The 20,819-nt window shown below is 64.8% G+C and carries 12 protein-coding genes and 2 tRNA genes; 4 read left to right on the top strand and 10 right to left on the bottom strand.

Annotated features, from left to right (window positions below):
• Positions 1–79 precede the first annotated feature (79 nt).
• Positions 80–514 carry a cell wall synthesis protein CwsA gene (cwsA, locus tag A5708_RS15440; protein WP_065029460.1) on the top strand — a complete coding sequence of 145 codons (435 nt, stop codon included), beginning with the start codon at positions 80–82 and terminating at the stop codon, positions 512–514.
• A gap of 2 nt (positions 515–516) precedes the next feature.
• On the opposite strand, the gene A5708_RS15435 is transcribed toward cwsA, so the two are convergent.
• Entirely contained in the window at positions 517–1,731 is a 1,215-nt protein-coding gene (locus A5708_RS15435; RefSeq protein WP_065029459.1) for a cytochrome P450, read from the bottom strand.
• A 196-nt stretch (positions 1,732–1,927) separates the two neighbouring features.
• Between A5708_RS15435 and A5708_RS15430 the strand changes: the two genes are divergently transcribed.
• A complete protein-coding gene (locus A5708_RS15430; protein ID WP_065029458.1) occupies positions 1,928–2,473 on the top strand; it encodes a TetR/AcrR family transcriptional regulator in 546 nt (181 codons plus the stop codon).
• A gap of 42 nt (positions 2,474–2,515) precedes the next feature.
• On the opposite strand, the gene A5708_RS15425 is transcribed toward A5708_RS15430, so the two are convergent.
• A complete protein-coding gene (locus A5708_RS15425) occupies positions 2,516–5,689 on the bottom strand; it encodes an ATP-binding protein (RefSeq protein ID WP_065029457.1) in 3,174 nt (1,057 codons plus the stop codon).
• Between the two features lie 128 nt (positions 5,690–5,817).
• Entirely contained in the window at positions 5,818–6,774 is a 957-nt protein-coding gene (locus A5708_RS15420; RefSeq protein ID WP_231117922.1) for a phthiotriol/phenolphthiotriol dimycocerosates methyltransferase, read from the bottom strand.
• Between A5708_RS15420 and A5708_RS15415 the strand changes: the two genes are divergently transcribed.
• Together A5708_RS15415 and A5708_RS15410 are read left to right on the top strand one after the other, a co-directional pair.
• Positions 6,704–8,431, top strand: a complete 1,728-nt coding sequence (locus A5708_RS15415) for an AMP-binding protein (protein WP_065029456.1) — start codon at positions 6,704–6,706, stop codon at positions 8,429–8,431. The genes A5708_RS15420 and A5708_RS15415 overlap by 71 nt on opposite strands.
• Positions 8,431–9,483, top strand: coding sequence for a rhamnan synthesis F family protein (locus tag A5708_RS15410; protein ID WP_065029455.1), 1,053 nt, complete (start codon positions 8,431–8,433; stop codon positions 9,481–9,483). Before A5708_RS15415 ends, A5708_RS15410 begins: the two co-directional genes overlap by 1 nt.
• Before the next feature lie 14 nt (positions 9,484–9,497).
• Here the strand turns inward: A5708_RS15410 and A5708_RS15405 are convergent, their stop codons facing one another.
• The 7 genes from A5708_RS15405 to A5708_RS15375 all read right to left on the bottom strand — a co-directional run bounded on the left by A5708_RS15405 (position 9,498) and on the right by A5708_RS15375 (position 20,807).
• Positions 9,498–10,202, bottom strand: a complete 705-nt coding sequence (locus tag A5708_RS15405) for a GAP family protein (protein WP_065029454.1) — start codon at positions 10,200–10,202, stop codon at positions 9,498–9,500.
• Positions 10,199–11,455, bottom strand: a complete 1,257-nt coding sequence (locus A5708_RS15400; protein ID WP_065029453.1) for a glycosyltransferase — start codon at positions 11,453–11,455, stop codon at positions 10,199–10,201. Before A5708_RS15400 ends, A5708_RS15405 begins: the two co-directional genes overlap by 4 nt.
• Positions 11,452–12,894, bottom strand: coding sequence for a condensation domain-containing protein (locus tag A5708_RS15395; RefSeq protein ID WP_065029452.1), 1,443 nt, complete (start codon positions 12,892–12,894; stop codon positions 11,452–11,454). Before A5708_RS15395 ends, A5708_RS15400 begins: the two co-directional genes overlap by 4 nt.
• Before the next feature lie 11 nt (positions 12,895–12,905).
• Positions 12,906–19,304, bottom strand: coding sequence for a sulfolipid-1 biosynthesis phthioceranic/hydroxyphthioceranic acid synthase (pks2, locus tag A5708_RS15390; RefSeq protein WP_269199397.1), 6,399 nt, complete (start codon positions 19,302–19,304; stop codon positions 12,906–12,908).
• Between the two features lie 255 nt (positions 19,305–19,559).
• A tRNA-Ala gene (locus A5708_RS15385) sits at positions 19,560–19,632 on the bottom strand.
• 148 nt (positions 19,633–19,780) lie between these two features.
• A tRNA-Ile gene (locus A5708_RS15380) sits at positions 19,781–19,854 on the bottom strand.
• Positions 19,855–19,925: 71 nt separating this feature from the next.
• Positions 19,926–20,807, bottom strand: coding sequence for a DUF3566 domain-containing protein (locus tag A5708_RS15375; RefSeq protein ID WP_065029450.1), 882 nt, complete (start codon positions 20,805–20,807; stop codon positions 19,926–19,928).
• Positions 20,808–20,819 lie beyond the last annotated feature (12 nt).

Below are 20,819 nucleotides of genomic sequence, written 5' to 3'. Positions count from 1 at the left end.
GCGTCCTTATGCTGGCAGTCTGTTCAGATAGCGGGCCGGCTCCACGCCAGGCTCTACTTACGGGACAGAAAGGCGACAGATGAGCGCGAAGACGGATTCCCGGCTGACGCCGCGGCAGCGACTGTCCCGCGGCCTGACCTATTCGGCGCAGGGACCGGTGGACGTCACCCGGGGAGTGGTCGGCCTGAGCGTCCAGTCCGCGCAGCAGACCGCCTCGCAGCTGCGTCGCCGGTATCAAGAGGGGCGGCTGGCCCGAGACCTCGCCGCGGCCCAGGAAACCCTGGCCCAGGAGTTGGCCGCGGCGCAGGAAGTGGTCACGAGCCTGCCCCAGGCGTTGCAGGACGCGCGGCGCGCGCAGCGTCGCGGCAAGCGTCCGTTGGTCTTTGCGGGGGCGGCCGTCGCGGTCCTCGTCGGGGGCGCCGTCGCGTTCAGTCTCGTCCGGCGCTCCGTGCGGGCGAAGCCTCAGGACCCGCAGTCGCGTCCGCCCAGCGTCGACGTGCAGCCGCGTCCGTAGGATCACCGCACAGCCAGCTGAAGCCGTTCGCGGCGCCGGACCAGGATGCTCGGCAGCCATTCGCCGATGTCGGTCGCGTCGATCCATGTGGTGCGCTCGAGCAACATCCGCAGCACGATGTGGGCCTCCAAACGGGCCAGCGCGGCACCTACGCAGAAATGCACGCCCCTGCCGAAACTCACGTGGCTCTTGGCGGCCGGGCGGTCGAGCCGAAACTCGTTCGGATTCGCAAAGTGCGTCGGGTCGCGGTTGGCTGCTCCCCACATCAGTAACAAGTGCGCGCCGGCCGGCACCTCGACCCCAGCCAGCGTGGTGTCGCGCCACACGTGGCGGTAATGACCGCGAAACGGCGACTCGAAGCGCAGCGTCTCTTCGATGAAACTGCTTAGTAATTCTGGGTTTTCGCGAAGCTGCCGCTGGACCGCGGGGCGATCGGTGAGGATCCAGGCCGCGCTGCCCAGCAGCGACGCCGTCGATTCGCCCGCGGCACTGAAGAGGGTCAGCATGATCCCGAGCGCCGGCAGCTGTTCAAGTTCACCCGAGGCGTAGCGGGCTGCCAGGTCGGCGATCAGACCGTCTTCACTGTTGTCGCTTGCCTTTTCGAAGTGCTCGAGGACATAGCCGGAGAGCTCCATCGCCGCGGCCCCGGCCGCTGCGAGCTGATCGGGCGTGACGATCCCGTCGAGCAGCGTGGTGGTGGCGTAGCCGAGGCGAATGAGCCTGTCGACATCGTCGTCGGGCAGACCCAGCAGCTTGCAGACCACCATCATCGGCAGCCGGTTGGCTATCGCGCTCATCCATTGGATCCGTCCATCGCGCAGGTTCTCTTCCCAGAGACGGTCCGCGGTCTGGGCGGCGAATTCTTCAATGATCCGAACACGTTTGGCCGACAGGTGGGGCAGCAGAATCTTGCGGTGCATCGCATGTACCGGATCGTCCGCCGTGGCCAGCGCATGCATCGGGGCGCCGGGCGGGCCCATGTCGAGGGGGGTGACGGTTCCGTCCTCGTGGAAGACCACGGTGGCGGTGAGATTCGAGGAGAAGTCTTCGACGCGGTCGACTGCCTCCAGCACGGCGTCCCAACCGCATATCGCGTAGAACACGGAATCGCCGATGCGGTGCAGCGGCGCCTCGGCACGCATGCGGTCGAACAGCGGGTAGGGATCCTGGATCGCCTCGCTGCTGAAGAATTCGATCGCACTGTCCAATACCGCCATGTGTTTCAGGCTCGATGCGGCTCACCGCGGCGTCAACGGGATGCCGACAAGTTGAGGAACCCTCGCGCCTCCGGTCGACGGGAGACGACCGCGTGCACCCGCCGCCAGCAGCCAGTTCGCGTGATAAGGAGTACGTAGAATTTCTCAAGCTGCGAAAAGTATTTCTGCATCGTGCAATTTGGTGGAGCATGGGTAGATGCCGCGTGACGACTGGTTGGTGGGTCGCGATCGCCGTAGCGAAGCCGCCGAACGGATCTACACCGCGGCGGCCGACCTCATCGCGCGCCAGGGATACGAAGGATTCACGATCGAGGCCCTGGCGGCCCGGGTGCACTGCTCGCCCGCAACGATCTACCGGCATGCCGGCGGCAAGGCGACCATCCGCGACGCCGTCGTCGGTATTCAAGCCGCTCGCATTGTCGACGCCACGCGGCAGGCCATCAAGAACCTTCGAGGCCCCGAGCGGGTCGTGACCGCCACGATGATGGCATTGGAACGCCTGCGATCCGATCCGCTGGCTCAGCTCATGCGGTCGATCCACGCGGCCCCGGTCAGCGATTGGGTCATCAGCTCACCCGCGGTGACCGCCTTGGCCGCCGAGATGCTGGGGCCCGACAACGACGACCCGCTGGCCGCGCAGTGGCTGATCCGCGTCTTCCTGGCACTGTGGGCCTGGCCGCTCAAAGATCCGATCGCCGAGCGCGCCTTGGTCGAACGCTTTCTCGGTTCGTCCTCCATGTAGGCCATGCAGGAAGATTAGTCACGGGCGGCCGAGGGGCCGCTTCTATTGCATCGCCTCTGCCCACGCAATGTGTCCTTCGAAGCCAAGCGTTCTCGCCAGGTCGCGGTAGCGATCCCTGAAGCGGGTATAGGCGCCGCCATCGCCTTGAGCCCGCGCCAGTAAGGCCCGCGACCGCTGCAGCCAGATCTCCCTTATCAGCAGGCCCTCGTCGGCCGGCGCAGTCGCCAACCGCTCGATCGCGGCCTCGGCTTCGGCGACATCAGGCTCCGTCCCGCGTTCGAGCAGTGTCTCCACCAGAACACCCGTGGCCAAAATGCCCCACGACAGTAGTTGTCCCGCCCGAGCGAGATGGTCGACGCCCGCACGCATCAGCGCTATCGCCCGGTCGTGGTCTCCACGCCGCGCTGTCTCGCGGGCCACGTACACGTCAATCATCGGGATATCGCACAAGAAGTGCCCCCCGCGCAGGAACACATCGCGGACCTCCGCCAATAACTGCTGTCCGCGATCACGCTCGGCATCCGAATGCCGGTGCACCAGCGCAAGGCCCAGGGTCAACCAGGCGACCCCCAACTGGAGGTTGTCGCCCGATCGTTCGGCAATCGCCAAGGCATCCTCGATCTCGCGCAACGTCGAATCGTGGGGCCGCAGCGCGCCAGCCGGTACCGCCGCGGTGTACACGTAGCTGACGACGGTGACGTAGGACAACGAGTCGGCGCCCTTCGCCACGGCCAGGCCGCGCCGCTGGTCATCTCGCCACCCGGGCCGTCCCAGTGCGTAACGGGCGGTAGCCCGCTGCGCAAAGGCGAGCGCCAGGGGGCACCCGAAGAGGAAGTTGCCCTTCGTGGGGTCTCCTTCGGCGAGATCAATGACTCGCTGTGACAAGCGCAGCATCTCGGACCACTCGCCACTTGCCATCTTGGCGCGGATAGGCGTGAAGGACAGCCCGACCGTCAACGTCGGATCGCTGATGGACTCGATCAGAGTGACGGCTTCGGAAGCCAGCCGCGACGCCTCGCGCACCCTGTCCTGGAACGCGTGATCCACCACCAGCCCCGCCATCGCAATGGCCAGTGACGGCTTGTCCCCCGCGGCGCTGCACAATTTCCGCAACTCGTCGAAACGGTGCCCGACGTTGCTCACATGCAACCGCCACGCGATCCCGCACAGCATGGTGCGGGGAGCAATGCACATGGCCGCCAGGTCTGGGTCTGCGGCGGTCAGTGCGTCGGCGATCCGCGTGGCACTTTCCCAACTCAGACGAGCCGCGGCGATATCGCGGTATCTCGCCCACATTGCCGCGCGCATGTGCCAGCCGTAGGCGTCCCGCAAGTCACCCGCGGCTTCCAGATGTTCGGCGATCAGCGCCGCGTTCTGGTCGCTCGATTCCGGCTCGCGGGCCTTGATCGCGGCGGCCAGACGGCGATGCATCTGGGCGCGATCGGCTTTCAGTTGTGATTCGTAGGCCACAGCGCGAATCAACGGGTGGCGGAACGCGAACTCGGTGCAGGGTGTGAATCGGACCTGATCGATCAGCGCAGCCTTCAGGAGTGCTTCGAGAGCAGGCGCATTGCCCACCGCGGCGAGTAGTTCGGGCGTGAAGCGCGATCCGATCACCGCCGCGGCGTTCAAAGTCTGCTTGGCGTCAGGATCCAACCGGTCGATGCGCGCGGCGATGGTGGCCTGCAGGGTGGCCGGAACGGTGACCTCGGCCAGATCTGTGGCGCAGGTGAAACCGCCGCGATCACCCGTTAGCACGGCACGCTCCGCCAGCTCGCGCACCATCTCCTGCGCGAAAAACGGGTTTCCGCCCGCCCTTTCGGCGACGAGCGCTTTGATCCCGGCGACCGACGGATCGGTGCCCAGCATTTCGTCAAGCAGCACCGCAGCTTCCGAATCGCTCAGCGGCGCCAGCGAGATTGTCTGTGTGCCAGGTACTTCCGCTAACGCACCACGATAGTCGGGACGGTAGGTGACCAGCACCATCGACGGCGTTTGGGGTACGACGGTGAGGAACTCGGCCAGCATCGACTCACTGACCTCATCAATCCAATGCACATCCTCGATGACGTAGAGAACCGGTTGGGTGCGGTTCAATGACAACGAGTTGATCAAAGCGCTCAACCGTCGGCGCCGTGCATCGGGATGGATTGTAGGGGGCGGTGTGTCGGGGTCGCGGATTCCCATCAGGTCGTAGAGCAGCAGCACATCTTCATCGGAAGCGTTGGGGACGCCGGCGCGCACCTGTATGCGCGCTGCCTCGTCGTCGAGACCGGTTATCCGGGCGGCTTCGCGCAACAGCCCCGCTGCCACGAGAAAGGGGACATCGCTGGTATGCGACTCGCAGAAAACCGAAGACACCACAACACCGCGACTATGGGCCATCGCGACCGCCTCATCAGTGAGTCGCGTCTTGCCGATGCCTGCCGGCCCCGCAACACAGACGACACACCCCCGCCCGCTCATCGATCGATCCAGGAGACCGGCGATCGTTGTCACTTCGAGCTCTCGCCCGACCAATGCGCCTTGCAAGTCGTCACTTCGCTGGGAACCGCCGGTCAGGCCGAGAAGACGGCGGGCCAGTACCGGAAAGGCCTTGCCCTTGATGCGCACCTGCTCCGTTTCGCCCAGCAGGGCGCCCTGCTGAACGAGCCGGGCGGTGGATTCGCTGAGCATCACACCACCCGGCGGTGCCACAGACTCCATCCGTTGCGCCATCCCGACTTGCGCGCCGATTGCGGTGTAGCCCAACGGCCCAGAACCGACGTCACCCGCGATGACCTGACCCGAGTTCAGTCCCACCCGCAACTGAAGGTCCACCCCGTCGCGCTGTTGGACGTCGGCCGCAAGCTGCTTGATGTCTTCCTGAACGCCCAAGGCCGTCAGACAGGCGCGAAGAGCGTGGTCTTCCATTGCTACGGGAGCGCCGAACACCGCCATGATTCCGTCGCCGGTGAACTTGTCGACCGTGCCCCCGTAGCGGTGCACTACCTTGCTGCAGCGGTCGACCAGCTCGGCCATGATTTCGCGCAGCCGCTCCGCACCAACCGCCGCGGCGATGTCCATGGAATGCACCACGTCGGCGAACAGCACCGACACTTGCTTGTACTCCGCACGTGCGGCGGGGTCGGTGACGGGCGAGCCGCATCCGTGACAGAACCGTGCATTCTCGAGGAACTCGGTGCCGCACGTCTGGCACGCCGCTTCGGCCGTCATCCGACCCTCCGCCAACTCCGACCCCAGACGTTTGCTGGGGTCTTCAAAGAATAAGCCGTTGGACCGCCACCCGGCAGCCCGAGTTTCGCTCGCGGTGACGCCGAGCCGAAGCTTCGGACAACCGCGCCTCAATCCTTGACGAAGCAGAACAACCGGTACGACGCCTCGCCGCTTTCCAGCCTGCGGTAGATCAACGACCCCGGCCCACCCGCGTAGTCATTGGCTATGCCGCGCACCAACGCGATATTCGGTAGCCGACGAATGATCTGGTCGAAGAACCGATTCTTCTCCAGCCCGCGCATCACCTCAGCGTTGATGGTCTGCTCCGACACCCGGCGCATTGGGATGTTGGCCAGGTCCGTCTCCCAGGCGCCGATTTCGTCGGCGTAGCGGATATCGGCGTACAGGAAATGCCCTCCCGTGCGCAGCACACGCTCCACTTCGGCGAAGAACTTGGGCACGTTCTGGTAGTTGATCGCGGCTTCGACATTGATCACCGCGTCGAAGGACCGATCGGGAAAGGGCAGGCTCTCGGCATTGCCCGGCACGAAGTTCAGACCGGGCAGGTTGTGCCTCTTCTGGCAGAATTCGATGCCGACCGTGTTCAGATCCAGGCCCGTGTAGCAGGCCGGGCGCAGCGTCCGCATCAGATACGAAGCCCCGCCGCCATGGCCGCAACTGACCTCGAGCACCTTTTTGCCGGCGAGCTCCACCTGGGTCGCCGTGCGGTGGTAGAGCTGGATGGGAAATCGATCGGGCTCATCGGACGCCGCCAGTGGCAGGGCCATCGGCGGGCTCTCCTCGTACCCGTAATTGAGGAACAGTACGTCGTCCCTTATGAGCAGGCGGCTGAGGAACCGGTAACCGTATTTGAACCGCAAATTCAACATTTTCAGCAGGATTGGGTTGCTGTTCAGCCGGTCGATCAGGCTTTCCACTGGCGTCCGCTGGAGCCGCCCATCGTCTCTGGCGCAAAACCGGCGCAACGGTAATCGCCGAGGTAACCTGACGCCCATGCTTAAGTGTCCCATTCCGACACTGCTGCGCGAACGTGCCAGTCTGCAGCCCAACCAGACGGCGTTCACATTTATGGATTACGAACAGGACCCGGCCGGAATTGCCGAAACCCTGACGTGGTCGCAGCTGTATCGACGGGTGCTTAATGTTGCACAGGAGCTCAGGCTGCACGGAACAAATGGCGACCGCGCTGTGATACTGGCGCCGCCAGGACTTGACTACGTCAGCGCGTTTCTCGGCGCATTACAGGCCGGGCTGATCGCGGTCCCGCTGGGTGGGGCCAGCGATGAGCGTATTGATGCGGTGCTGGGTGACGCATCGCCCGCGGTCATTCTCACGACTTCCTCTGTCGCGGGCGATATCGCCGCGGGTCTCGAATCCAAGTCCGGGGTGGCCGCCCCGTCATTCATCGAAGTTGATTCGTTGGACCTCGACTCGAAGAAGGCGTCCGCTGCGCGGGTCGAGAATTCAACAGAGACAGTGTATTTGCAATACACGTCCGGATCGACCCGTACCCCCGTCGGCGTCATGGTTACGTACAAAAACGTGATGGCGAATTTCGGGCAGATCAATGCCGACTTCTTCGGGGACCATGGAGGCGTTGCCCCGCCGGACACCACTGTGGTGTCCTGGCTGCCCTTCTACCACGACATGGGTTTGCATCTCGGAATCATCTTTCCGGTGCTGACCGGATTTCGCACCGTCCTTGCCAGTCCGGTCGCGTTTCTGCAGCGGCCGGCCCGGTGGATGCAATGGCTGGCGGGAAACAGTCACGCACTGTCGGCAGGACCTAACTTCGCTTTCGAATTGGCGGCGCGAAAAACATCGGACGATGACCTGGCCGGTCTCGATCTCGGAAACGTGCTCAGCATCCTCAACGGCAGCGAGCGGGTGCAGCCCGCGACCCTGCACCGCTTCACCGAGCGGTTCGCGTCGTTCAACCTGCACGACAGGGTGCTACGGCCGTCGTACGGGATGGCAGAGGCAACGTTGTATGTCGCGACCCGCGAAGCGGGTCAACCACCCCGGATCCTTCATTTCGACTCCGAAGAGTTGACTGCGGGACATGCGAAGCGTCGCCCAGACGGGGGCGGGACAGCGCTCGTCAGTTACGGCGTTCCGCAGTCGCCTATGGTGCGAATCGTCAATCCCGAGACCAGTATCGAGTGTCCGGCGGGAACGACCGGTGAAATCTGGGTGCACGGGGACAACGTCGCAACCGGCTACTGGCAGCGGCCCCACGAGTCGACGCAGATATTCGGCGCAACGCTTGTCGCTCCGTCCGCCGGCACCCCGGAAGCGCCCTGGCTGAGAACTGGAGATTCGGGCTTCATCTACGACGGCGAGCTGTTCATCATCGGCCGTATCAAGGATCTCTTGATCGTGTACGGGCGTAACCACTCTCCCGACGACCTTGAAGCAACGATTCAGAGCATCACGCCCGGACGATGCGCGGCGATCGCGGTTCCGGACGAAGGCACGGAAAAGGTCGTCGCCATCATCGAGCTCAAGGATCACGCCGGCTCCCACGAGGACGCGGCTGACAAGTTCAACGTCGTCAAACGTAAAGTCACTTCTGCGATTTCCAACACGCATGGCCTCAGCATCGCGGATCTCGTTGTGGTAGCGCCTGGTTCGATTCCCATTACCACTAGCGGCAAGGTGAGGAGAGCAGCCTGCGTCGAGCGGTATCGCCAGAATCAGTTCGCCCGCTTGGACACTTAGTGCCGCGACGGCGGGCGGTCGCGCTGCGGACCGAATTCGAGCGCACCTTGGCCGTCGCGCAACACCGGCTGGACCGCAACGCTTTACGCTTCCTGTGCGAAAGCCACCTGGGGCTTCCACCGCAGCCTCCGTCGGGTCGCCGCACGCTCGTTCTGTTCGCACACTTCGATCCTCAGGGCATCGTCGATCCTTACGTCACCTATTACCTGAAGGCGCTGCACGGACTCGGCGCGACCATCGTCTTCGTCTCCGGCTCGCCCACCCTCTCGGCGGAATCGGTCGCACCCATCCGGCCCTTCTGTGCTGGCATTTACACTCGCCGCACGCTCGCCTACGACTTCGGCTCGTGGCACCTCGCCTGGTGCATCCTCCGGCAGCGCGGCTGGTCGCTCGATCAGTTCGACCGGTTCGTCATCGCCAACGACAGCGTGTTCGGCCCCCTCTTTCCCCTCGAGGAGATGTGGAACTCGTTCCACGATGCCGACATGTACGGCGCCATCGAAAATACCCAGATGGCCCCCCACCTCCAATCTTTCTTTCTGGGATGGGATCTCAACTCACGCACTCGCGCCTTCCTCGACGATTTCTGGGACAACTTCCAGTACGCCGTCCATAAAGGCAGCCTTGTCTGGCGGTACGAGGTCGGCTTATCCAAACGCGCTCGCAAAGCAGGGCTGCGAATCAAACCGTTCGTGTCCGCCGCGACGGTCAAAACCACCTATGGGTGCCCATCGGCGCGGCTGTGGGCCGGCGAGCGCTCCGCGCGAAATAACAGCACTCTCTATTGTTGGAACGGCCTGATCGAGGATTTCCAATTCCCTTTCCTCAAGACGAACCTGGCGCGGTACGACATGCCGTGGCACGCGTCGATGGCGGACCTCCGCGCAGTCGTCGAGCAACGCACCTCCTACCCCTTCCCATTCATCCAATCGAACGTGGACAGGCTCGGACGGAGAGCGCCCCCACTAGTCAGCGGCTATGCCCGCCCAACGGCTCGGTGGACGCACCCCGAAGCGCGCAAGACCTCGCCGCGGGCCGGCGGGTCACGATGAACGCCCTTCGCCGCTCAAATGCTGCTTATACCAGCGCTCAGCAGCATTAACCCGGCGACGGCGGGGACGGCGATCAGAATCCGCCGACGGTTGACGAGGGCCCACCTCTGCAGCTGCAGCATGGCGAACTCGGTTTTCGCCGGCATTACCAGACAGCTGACAAGCGGGACCTCAACGAGAACAAGAACCATGACGGTGAATATCACGACTGCGCCGAGCTGAGTTCCGATTCCGGCTCCCGAGGAGACGATGATGACGAGCACGAAGAGGTAATCGATGGGCGGCATCGTCGATACCACGCCAATCCCAAACGCCACCCACGGATTTCCGCCTTGCAGCGCATGACGCATGCGGGCAAGTACCCAGGCGGATGGGGTCTGTGTTGGCTGCAGACTCGGGGCCGACGGAGCGCCCCCGTAGGGCCCCGCCGACACGACTGCCGCGATCAACAGCATGAGCACACCGACGACGATTTGGAAATACCCACTCGTGAAGCGTGCGAGCGTGGACCTCGCATTTTCCATATCCTTCAGCAGCGAACCGTGCAGCAGGACAAGCGCGCCAACGCCGGGAGCGACACCGGCTGCCAGACCGCCCAACCAGTAGGCAACAAGGTTGTGCCGGGCCCGCGGCCGTGACATCAAGACTCCGCCGATGACCAGACGCGTGGGGTCGATCGACACCCAGAGTGCGATCGCCAGCACCGTGCCCCACATCATCCGACGCCCTCCCCGCGGGCGATATTCTCTATCAGATCGGCGGCCGCGCTGACGCTTTCGGCAGGCTTGGTCATTCGGGTCGCGATTTCGCCGGCGCGGGCCATGTATTGCGGCGCTCGAATACGACGTAGGTGTGAGATCAAGGATTGTTGCGTGATGGTCGATAAGCGCTGAGCACGAGCGACTTTCATGCGCGTCGCCTGCGCTGCCCACAGCGGCTGATCGGCTACGTCCCAAAGGATCAGCATGGGTATTCCTGCCCGTAGGCCCGCAGCCGTGGTGCCAGCTCCGCCGTGGTGGACCATCGCGCGACAGATCGGAAGGATGGACGAATAGTTGAGCAGATCAACAAGTTTCACGCGCTCGGGAGGTGACATGCAGTTGGACCCGCTCGCACCGGAATAAATCAAAGCCCGTTCGCCGACCTCGGCGCAAGCTGCGGCGATCATGGCGATCGTGTCGACGGGAGCTTGGACCGGCGTGCTGCCGAAACCGAAGTAGATGGGCGGCGTCCCGGCGGCAATCCACGAAGCGACCTCACCGTCGGAATCCGACGGCAACTCCATGGTCAGCGCGCCGACGAAGGGGCGCCGGCCATTCCATTCGGCTGCGAGGCCCGGAAAGCAAGCCTCGTCGTAGGCCTGGATTTCGAGCGATCCACGTTCCGCCATCCGCTTCGCCGCGGGGGCCGCCGCGCGCGGCAGGCCGAGTTCACGACGTTGCGCAGCGTCGGCGTCCTTGGTGATGCGCCAATACAGCCGCCACGCTGCCCGCAGAGTGGAGCGGACCAGGGGCGCCGGCGACGGTATCGATGGCAGGGCGAGTTGTCCATTGACGCAGATCGGCATGTGGTGGAGCGCTGCCAGCGGAATGTTGTAGTACTCCGCAACATTGGCAACGACGCCGTGGTACGTCTGGCCCGTTACGAGAAGGTCGGCCCCGTCCGCCAGCGAAGTCAGCGTCCTGCTCATCTGCGCCCAACCCTCGACGAAGAGCTCCTTGCCTGCGCGCACCACATTGACGGGATTCTGCGGCCTGAAGGCGTGATGAACAAAGTCCGCGACCGCCCTGACCTGCTCCTGCGAATCTGGTCCGTAACCGACCGCGGTAAGGCCGGCCGACTCCACGAAGCCGAGTAGGTTGGGTGGTGCCGCTATGCGCACTTCGTGGCCTCGGCGTAGCAGCTCCAAACCGACTGCGGCGCACGGTTCGACGTCGCCGCGAGTGCCATGGGCGGCCAACACGACTTTCATCCGGATAGTTCGATTGCTTGATTTGCGCGACGTCCATCCGCTACGCGCTTCAGGACGGATTTCATCGCTTGCAGGTAGCGGGTCACGGAGTCTTTGGCGATCGGATTCTTCGGGAGGTTCACCCACATCGACACCTCATCGAACAGCCGGATCACCGAGAAATAAAGGTGCGCCGGATCCCTGGGGTCGCAGTAGATGCTGACGTTCGCGTCCTTCATGTGGGAGGCAACGGTGGCGGAGAAGGGAGGAAGACCCGCATCCATATAGTTGACCATCGTGCAGTTCGGGCCCCATGCCCTGAGCCAGGGCGCCAATTTCAATATTTCGTTGAACGACACGTTGGCGAGGTCCAGATTCGAATCGAAGGAAGCCTGCGCGGCGCGGGCGGTCTCTTCGAAGGATGTCGGGTTGACAGGCACAGTGAACGGCACCACGCCGGTGAACCAGCCCATTGTGGAGAATTCAGCCAGCGACCTGCGCTTGTCGGTTGGCGCAAGGCCATAATACGTTGTGGCGCCGGTCAACTCATGCTGCGCGAGAGCTATACAGGCAAACAAGCCGCCGCTGACGCGTGCCCCCGCCGCGATGCAGCGGGATTCGAATTCGGCCGTCTGGTCCTGATCCATCAGCCGATCGACTACCAGGTCGCCACCCGTGGCCTGCGACAGATCACCGAGCGGCAGTGGGAAGTCCGGAAGTGTTCCGCCGTTGTTCTCGGCGAACTCGATCCACCTGCGCACCTGGGCGGAATCCAAGGTCAGAGACGATACGTGCTGCTGCTCCCGGATGCAGAAATCGTCATGGCTGGCCGCGGGCGGTGCCTGAACGAGCGCACGACCGGCTACCAGGACACGGTAGTTCATCACGATTTCGGTGTATAAGCCCGCGATGATTGTCGGGTCACAGTGCAGGTGATCGACAATCGCGAAAATCGTGAAGTGGTCCTCACGCTGAATAATGCCGAACCTGAAGCAATCCCACTCCACCGGATCCGGAGTGGACAGCACAAACTGGTGCCACTCGGTTGGCGTCATGTTGCCCTGCCGGATCGGGACGAACTCGATGTCGGCCGGCTCGACGATCGTGTGCCGCACAATGTTGTCCGCGTCTTCGTACTCGAACCAACTGTGATACGTCTTGTGCCGCCGCAGATGCGAGTTGATGACGTAACTCATGGTGCGAATGTCGCATCGACCGGGCTCGTCTCCGGTGCCGATTACCAAGCGCGCATAGTCGAGGCCGCGGGCCGCGTACCGGGAAAAGCCGCGAAGGTGCGCTTCTTGCATTGCGCTGAGCGGTACATCACTTATCGGGGCTTGCCGGGCCTTCGCCAGCGAGGTGGGCGATGCTTGCCAGGACACGATTCTGCCCGTCTCCGGCGCCCAGTCATACACCGTTCCCACGAACAGCCCGTGCGCTGGACCTGCACCTACGAACACCCGGCCCTCCTCTAGTCGGCTTGCGGCTCGGCCGGCGTTTCGAGGTGCTGGCCTGTTGTCACGGGTCCGAGACTGCCTGTGGGAGCCAACCTTTCGCATAGCAGCCCGGCCAAGCCCTGAATGGTGGTGATGTCGTTGGTGGTGACGCGTATCCCTGTTTCGGCCTCGACGCGGGTGCGCAGCTCGAGGTTTCCCATGGAATCAAGGCCATATTCGGAGAGCGGGTGGTCAGGATCGATGGTGCGGCGCAGAATCAGGCTGACCGCATCGGAGATCATGCGACGTAGTCGGACGGGCCACTCCTCCGATGGCAGAGCATACAATTCGTTGAGCAATTCGCCTGTTTCCGATGCGCTTTGATCGTTGGACCGGAACAATTCAGCGAACCGGCTGCGCTGCGCGTAGGCGCCGAACCACGGCGTTCCCGTCAGCTTTGCATACCCGGAGTACGCGCGGTCATGGCACAGCAGGGCCTCGAATGCGTAGCCACCCTCGTCGGCGGTGAACGCGGTGTCACGCCAGTGCGCGATGGCGGTCCCTTCTCCGTCGCGCCCGGGCGCCATCGCCTCGCCGGCCTCGGCTCGAAGTTCTGCGGCGCGGCCCACCTCGGCCCACAATGCCCACCCGATCCCGGTGGCGGGTAGGCCCCGGGTTCGGCGCCACCGCGCGAATGCGTCCAGCCAGCCGTTGGCGGCGGCGTACGCCCCTTGCCCGGGCGAGCCCACCAGACCTACCGCCGAGGAGAACAAGCAGAACCAATCCAGGGGCAGAGTGGACGTGGCGTGGTGTAAGTTCCACGCGCCGTGCACCTTTGGAGCCCAGTTGCGGTCGATGAGCTCGTCGGTCATGTTCGCCAGCATCGCGTTTTCGAATACCGCAGCGGCGTGCAGCACCCCACGCAACGGAAGGCCGGTGGCGGTCGCCGCGCCTACCAGACGCGGCGCTGTGTCGACTTCGGTGATGTCGCCGCATTCCACCGCGATGTCGGTGCCCATCGCCCGGATGAGCTCGATCGTCTCCAGCGCCTTGGGATTGGGCTGGGAACGGGAGCTGAGCACGATGCGCCCACAGCCGGCGGCGGCCATTTTCTCGGCGAGAAACAATCCGATGCCACCGAGGCCGCCGGTGACGATGTAGGAGCCGTCCTGCCGGAAAGGTCGTGCCTGCTCGGGCGGTACCACGACGCTGGTGTGTCCGGACTGGGGCACGTCGAGCACGATCTTGCCCGTCTGCTCGTCGGCGCTCATCGTGCGGACGGCCGTGGCCGCATCGCCGAGGGGATGGTGAGTGCATTCCGGTAATGGCAACTCACCGTCTGCGACGAGCCGGTACACCGTGCCCAGCAGGTCGCCGATCCGCTTTGGATGGCTCTGTGACATCAGCGCCAGGTCGATGTAGTGGAACGTGAGATTGCGATGGAACGGGAAGAGCCCCACTCGGGTGTTGGCGTAGACATCGTGCTTACCGATCTCCACAAATCGTCCGCCGACGGACAGCACTTCCAGCCCGGCGCGCTGTGCGGCGCCAGGAAGCGAGTTGAGCACGATGTCGACGCCTTCTCCGTCGGTTTCACGCCGGATATGCTCGGCAAAGTCGGTATTGCGGGAGTCGTAGATATGCTGGATATCCAGGCCGCGCAGGAGTTCTCGGCGCTGCTCGCTGCCGGCGGTAGCGAAGATCTCGGCGCCCGCGGCACGGGCGATCGCGATCGCCGCCCGCCCCACGCTGCCCGTGGCGGAGTGGATCAACACCCGGTCACCGCTGGTGATCCTGGCCTGATCGTGCAGGGCATACCAGGCGATGGCGTGCGGGGTGCTCACCGCCGCCGCTTGGGCCTCGGTGAGGCCCCGCGGCAGCGTCACGGCCAGGCGCGCATCACATGTGATGAACGTGGACCAGCAACCGTTCTTGGAGAAACCGCCGACACGGTCGCCCAAGCGATGAGTTGTCACGTCGGAACCGACCGCGGTCACAACGCCGGCAAAATCCATACCAAGCTGCGGTACATCCCCGTCGATACTGGGATACCGGCCATCGGCCAAGAGGACATCGGCGAAGTTGACGCCAGATGCCCTCACCTTTACTTCGATCTCGCCGGGCTGCGGCGAAACCCGTTGGAAGGCTGCGAGTTCCATGGTTTCCAAGTCACCGGGCGTGCGGATCTGTATGCGCATGCCATCGTGCCGGTGGTCCACCACGGTGGTTCGCCGTTCCTCAGGGCGTAGCGGTGCGGGACTCAGGCGCGCCGTATACCACTCGCCGTTCCGCCAGGCCGTCTCGTCCTCCTCCGAGCTCCCCAGCAGTTGCCGTGCCAGCCGCTCGGCCTCGCCGTCCTCACCCATGTCGATCTGGGTGGCGCGCAGATGCGGATACTCCGTGCTGATCGCTCGCATCAGCCCGCGGAGCCCAGCCTGCTCGAGGTTCGGCACGTCGCCCGGCAACACGGTCTGAGCGTTCCGCGTTACGAGGTAAAGTCGCGGGGGCTCTTCGTCAATGTCCGTGATTTTCCGGGCGATTCGCACCAGGTGACGCACATAGTCGCCGCCGAGCAGCCCACACTCCTGCTCCGGGTTGCCATTCTTGGGGCCGGTGAGTATGACGGCCCTGCTGACCTGATCGGCAAGATGCGTGCCGAGCAATTCGGTGTTCGCATGGTGATCGGCATGCTGCGGCCATGTCATGGTCGCGCACCTGGCGCCCTCGGCCTTCAGTGCGTCGGTCAGGCTTGTCGCCATGACATCTGCAGTAGCGGAAGTACTGATCAACAAACACGTTCCGGGGCCGACGTGATCCACATCTGGCAGGGTTCGCTGTTTCCACTCGATGCTCAGCAGCCGCTCGTTCAGCACGCGATCACGGTTTGCGCTCTCCGGGGACCCGGTCCCGAGTTGCAGTCCGCGCACGGCCAGCAGGACCGTCCCGTGCTCATCGAGCACATCGAGGTCGGCCTCCAACCCGACCCCGTCGGCCCGAGTCAACGTCGTGTAGCAATAGCGCGCGGTGCGAGCAGAACCATAGGCACAGACTCGACGTACGCCCAGCGGCAGCAGCAACCCGGCGTCACCTGCGACCTGAGCGCCGGAATGAGCGGCGACCGACTGAAAACAGGCGTCCAACAAGGCTGGATGGACGCCGTAGGCGCTGTGTTGCGAGCGGATAGGGCCGGGTAGGCCCACCTCGGCCAGCACTGTGCCGATCGACTCCTCTGCACCGTGCGCTGCGGCCAGTCCGGCGAACGCCGGACCGTACTGCAAACCGTGTCCGTCGAACCGCTGCCGCAGTTCGGCCCCGTCGAGCCGGCATGAGTGGGCCGTGAGTAGGGCGGCCATGTCGTGCGCCGGTGGCTGGTCCTCATCCATTCCGGCGTGTAACACCGCTGTCGCCCGGCGAATGTGCGTGCCGTCCTGGAAGGTCTCCACCACGAAGTCGGCAGCGCCCGCCGCGGTCACCGATGCGACCGCCGATACCGGCGTCTCGTCGTCCAGCAACAGCATCGCCTCGAAACGGATATCGCGAACCTCAGACTTCTCGCCATGGATCGTGCGAGCCGCGGCCAGTGCCATCTCGCAGTAGGCCGCCCCCGGAAGGGCCGCCACATTGTGTATCCGGTGGTCGCCCAGCCAGGGCTGGGCCGCGGTGCCGACCTCGCCCTGCCAAACGTGACGTTCCGGCTCCTCGTGCAATCGCACATGCGCCCCCAGCAACGGGTGCGCGGCAACCGTGCCGGCCCCGCGCCCCCGCGGATCCGGGGCTTTGCGGGTCAGCAGCAGCGGGCGGTGACTCCATGCCGGCAGCGGTGAATCTACCAGCACGCCGCTCGGGTAGATCACCGAGAAGTCAATCGCTGCACCGGCACTGAACAAATCCGTCAGCAAGCTGCGCAGGCCGTGCGGTAGCGGTTGCTCGCGGCGCATGGCGGTGAGCGCGGCCACCGGCATACCGGCGCCGCCGGCTGTCTGCTCGACGGCGTGGGTGAGCAGAGGGTGCGGAGCCAATTCCGCGAAGACCCGGAAGCCGTCCTCCAACGCCGCCTGTACAGCCGCGGCGAAACGCACCATGTGACGCAAATTGTCCGACCAGTACCAGGCATCGCACACGGGCTGCTCGCGCGGGTCGAACGCGGTCGCGGAGTAGAACGGCAGCTGTGGTGTCGTGGGCCTAATCTCGGCGAGCACGTCGCACAGTTCGTCGAGGATGGGATCGACCTGGGGGGAGTGGGAGGCGACATCGACGGCGATCTCGCGTGCCACCAAATCCCTTTGCTCCCAGGCAGTGACCAAATCCCGCACCGTCTGCGCGGCGCCGCCGATCACCGTGGAACGTGGCGAGGCCACCACCGCCAGCACGACGTCTTCGACGCCGCGGGCCGTCAGTTCCAAAAGCACTTGCTCGGCGGGCAGTTCCACCGACGCCATCGCCCCGGAACCGGCGATCGTGGACATCAGCCGCGAGCGGCGGCAGATCACGCGGACCCCGTCTTCCAGCGTTAGCGCTCCCGCCACAACCGCGGCCGCGGCCTCGCCCATCGAGTGGCCGATCACGGCGCCCGGCTGAACGCCGTATGCCTTCATCGTGGCCGCCAGCGCGACCTGCATGGTGAACAGCGCGGGCTGAATCCGATCGATCCCGCTCACCGTCTCGCGCGCCGAAATCGCCTCGGTGACAGAGAATCCCGACTCAGCGGCGATCATCGGCTCGACCTGGGCCACGGTCGCGGCGAACACCGGCTCGGTTGCGAGCAGGTCGGTGCCCATCGCCGCCCACTGCGAACCCTGCCCGGAGAAAACCCATACCGGGCCTCGATCGTCCTGCCCGACCGTGGGCTGATACGGGAAATCGGTTTCGGCGACCTTGCGCAGACCCTCGTTCAGTTCCTTGATGCCTGGTGCGATGACCGCTGTGCGCACCGACCGGTGCGCACGCCTACGCGCAAGCGTGTACGCCAGATCCGTTGCCGCAAGGTCCGCCCCGTGCACGTCGACCCAGTCAGCGAGGCGCCCGGCCGTTTGCCGCAGTCCGCCGGCCGACGTGGCCGACAACGCGAACAGCAGCGAGCCGTCAAGGGCGGGAGTGGTTGGCGCGGCGTCCGGTACGACCGTCTCGGGTGCCTGCTCCACAATGGCGTGCACGTTGGTTCCGGAGAACCCGTATGACGACACCGCCGCTCGCCGGGGTCCATGGTGACCATTGCTGGGCCACGGGGTATTCTCCTGCGGCACAAAGAGATTGGTCTCGATCCGGGCCATCTCATCAGGCAGTCGGGTGAAGTGCAGGTTGCGTGGAATCACACCGTGCTGCAGCACCAGGACCGCCTTCATCAGCCCCAGCGCTCCGGCAGCCGATTGGGTGTGGCCGAAGTTGGTCTTCACCGATGCCAGCGCGCATGGCCCGTCAAGGCCGTACACCTCTGCCAGGCTGGCGTATTCGATGGGATCGCCCACCGGGGTGCCGGGACCGTGTGCCTCCACCATGCCGACGGTGCGGGCGTCCACACCGGCCCCGGCCAGTGCTTCCCTATAGGCTTCGACTTGTGCGGCTCGCGACGGCGTCACGATATTCGGCGTGTGGCCATCCTGGTTGGCGGCGGTGCCGCGTAGCACAGCCAAGATCCGGTCGCCGTCGCGCAGCGCATCCGCTAACCGCTTGAGCAACAGCACGACACAACCCTCGCCGGCCACGAACCCGTCGGCGGCGATGTCGAATGCGTGGCAGCGTCCGGTTGCGGACAACATTCCGATCGCGGAACCCGAACAGGATTTGCGCGGTTCAAATGACACCGAGACGCCGCCGGCCAGGGCCATGTCGCTTTCGCCGTCATGCAAGCTGCGACAGGCCACATGCACCGCGGCCAGGCCGGACGAGCACGCGGTGTCCACCGTCATCGCCGGACCCTGCAGGCCCATCGTGTAGGCGATCCGCCCGGAACCCATGGCGAAGCTGTTGCCCATGTATCCGTACGGCCCCTCCAAGGCGTCGGCTTCGGCGTGTACGAGTTGGTAGTCGTCGTGCATCAATCCCACGAACACGCCCGTCCGCGAACGGGCCAGCCTCTTGCGCGTCAGGCCGCCGTGCTCCATGGCCTCCCACGCGGTCTCCAGCAACAAGCGGTGCTGGGGATCCATCGCCGTCGCTTCTTTTTCGGTGATGCCGAAAAATTCGGGGTCAAAGCCAGCCACGTCATCCAGGAAGGCGCCCCACTTACACACCGATCGACCCGGCACGCCGGGCTGGGGATCGTAATACTCGTCGGCGTCCCACCGGTCGGGTGGAATTTCGGTGACCAGGTCGTCGCCGCGCAGCAGCGCCTCCCATAGCCGTTCGGGAGAGTCGATGCCGCCGGGGAGTCGGCAAGCCATGCCGATCACCGCAACCGGGGTACAGGATGCCTTGACTACGGGGACCACAGACACAGCCGGTCCTGAATCCGCCCCCGATGATGAATTGGCCCGAACAAACCCGTTCCTCCTCACAGCAACGGTCGAGTTGCGCTGTGGGCTGCCTTATCGCTGGGTAGCAACCGGTCAGTTGTCGGGCATGCTAGCGGATCGCAGCCGGTTTGCGGCGCGGGTTAACCGCGAGCCGAGTGCGAAGCGAGAGTTAACTGAGTGCGGGAACGACTGGGCGACCCCGCCAAACGCGAGGTTGCAGGGAAGGGACTTGACTTGTGGAGCCTAGGGGAATCGAACCCCTGACACCCGCCTTGCAAAGGCGGTGCTCTACCAACTGAGCTAAGGCCCCTCACCGTGACTGAGTGGCTGACCTTGGTCATCCACAGCCACGTGCCAGACCTCGACTCCACGTCGTGACCACGCCACCGCTGCCAATACGGCGATGAGTCCCAGTGGCAGTGCGAGCCTTACGCAACGTCTTGACGGGCACATGGTTGTGGGCCTAGGAGGACTCGAACCTCCGACCTCTTCGTTATCAGCGAAGCGCTCTAACCGCCTGAGCTATAGGCCCGTACTCGCGTACGGCCGAGCGACGAGATTACCGCAATCCCTGCCCTACTCCCAAAAGCGCAGCATCCACTGCTAGTCGCGGTCCGCCAGCGTGACCTCGACGCCACCGATCAGATCGGTCGTCAGGTTGTAGACGAACGCCGCGATGGTCGCCATCGCGGTCAGCAGCACGATGTTGACCAAGCCGATCAGGACGGCGCCGCCGAAGATCGTGCCGCTGGACACCAGTTCGCCGCTGCTGCCGCTGGTGTTGTTCAGCAGGTCACCGACGTTGCTGTTCAACTTCGACCACACACCCATGCCGCCGAGCACGAGGTAGAGAAACGCGACGGCGATCATCCAGACGAAGAACAACGCCACCGAGAGCAGCAACGACACCTTCAATGTGCTCCACGGGTCGATACGGCGGATCTGCATACTCGCGCGTACCGGACCCCGCGTGCGCCGGGACACCTGCACCCGGTTGTCGCGGCTGTCCCGTCCCTCCCGGGTTTCGGCGGTAGCCGAACGTCCGGCGCCCGACGAGCTCGACGACTCCGCGGGCCGCTCGGGGGTGGGCTTGCGGTGCGGGCCGCGTGGCAGCGGGCCGGACAGATCCGGTAGCTCGCTGGCGTAGGCCTCCGTCGGTGATGCCTCACCACGCGTGGACTCGGGCTCTTTGGCATGCGACGGAGCGCCGGGTGCCGCAGTGCCGGAGATGAAACGGTTCAGCCGGGCTTCGACGCCGCCGGCCTGACCGGATGGCCGCTTCTCGGTGGGCGGCTCACCCTGCCGAGGTCCCGGCTGCTGGGGACGGGCGCCGCCGCGCTGCCAGGGCGGCCCATCCCCGCCCTCTTGGCTGCGGCCACCCTGCGCAGGCGGCGCGGCGCGGCGCACCCCGGCACGCTCGACCGAACCATCCCCGTTGGGGCCGTCCCCCTTATTGGGGGCGCCCGGCTCGTTCGGTGAGGTCACCCCGACTCCTTA

This window comes from Mycobacterium colombiense (assembly GCF_001672755.1).
GTDB lineage: Bacteria > Actinomycetota > Actinomycetes > Mycobacteriales > Mycobacteriaceae > Mycobacterium > Mycobacterium colombiense_C.
This window is presented reverse-complemented; position numbering and strand designations above follow the sequence as displayed.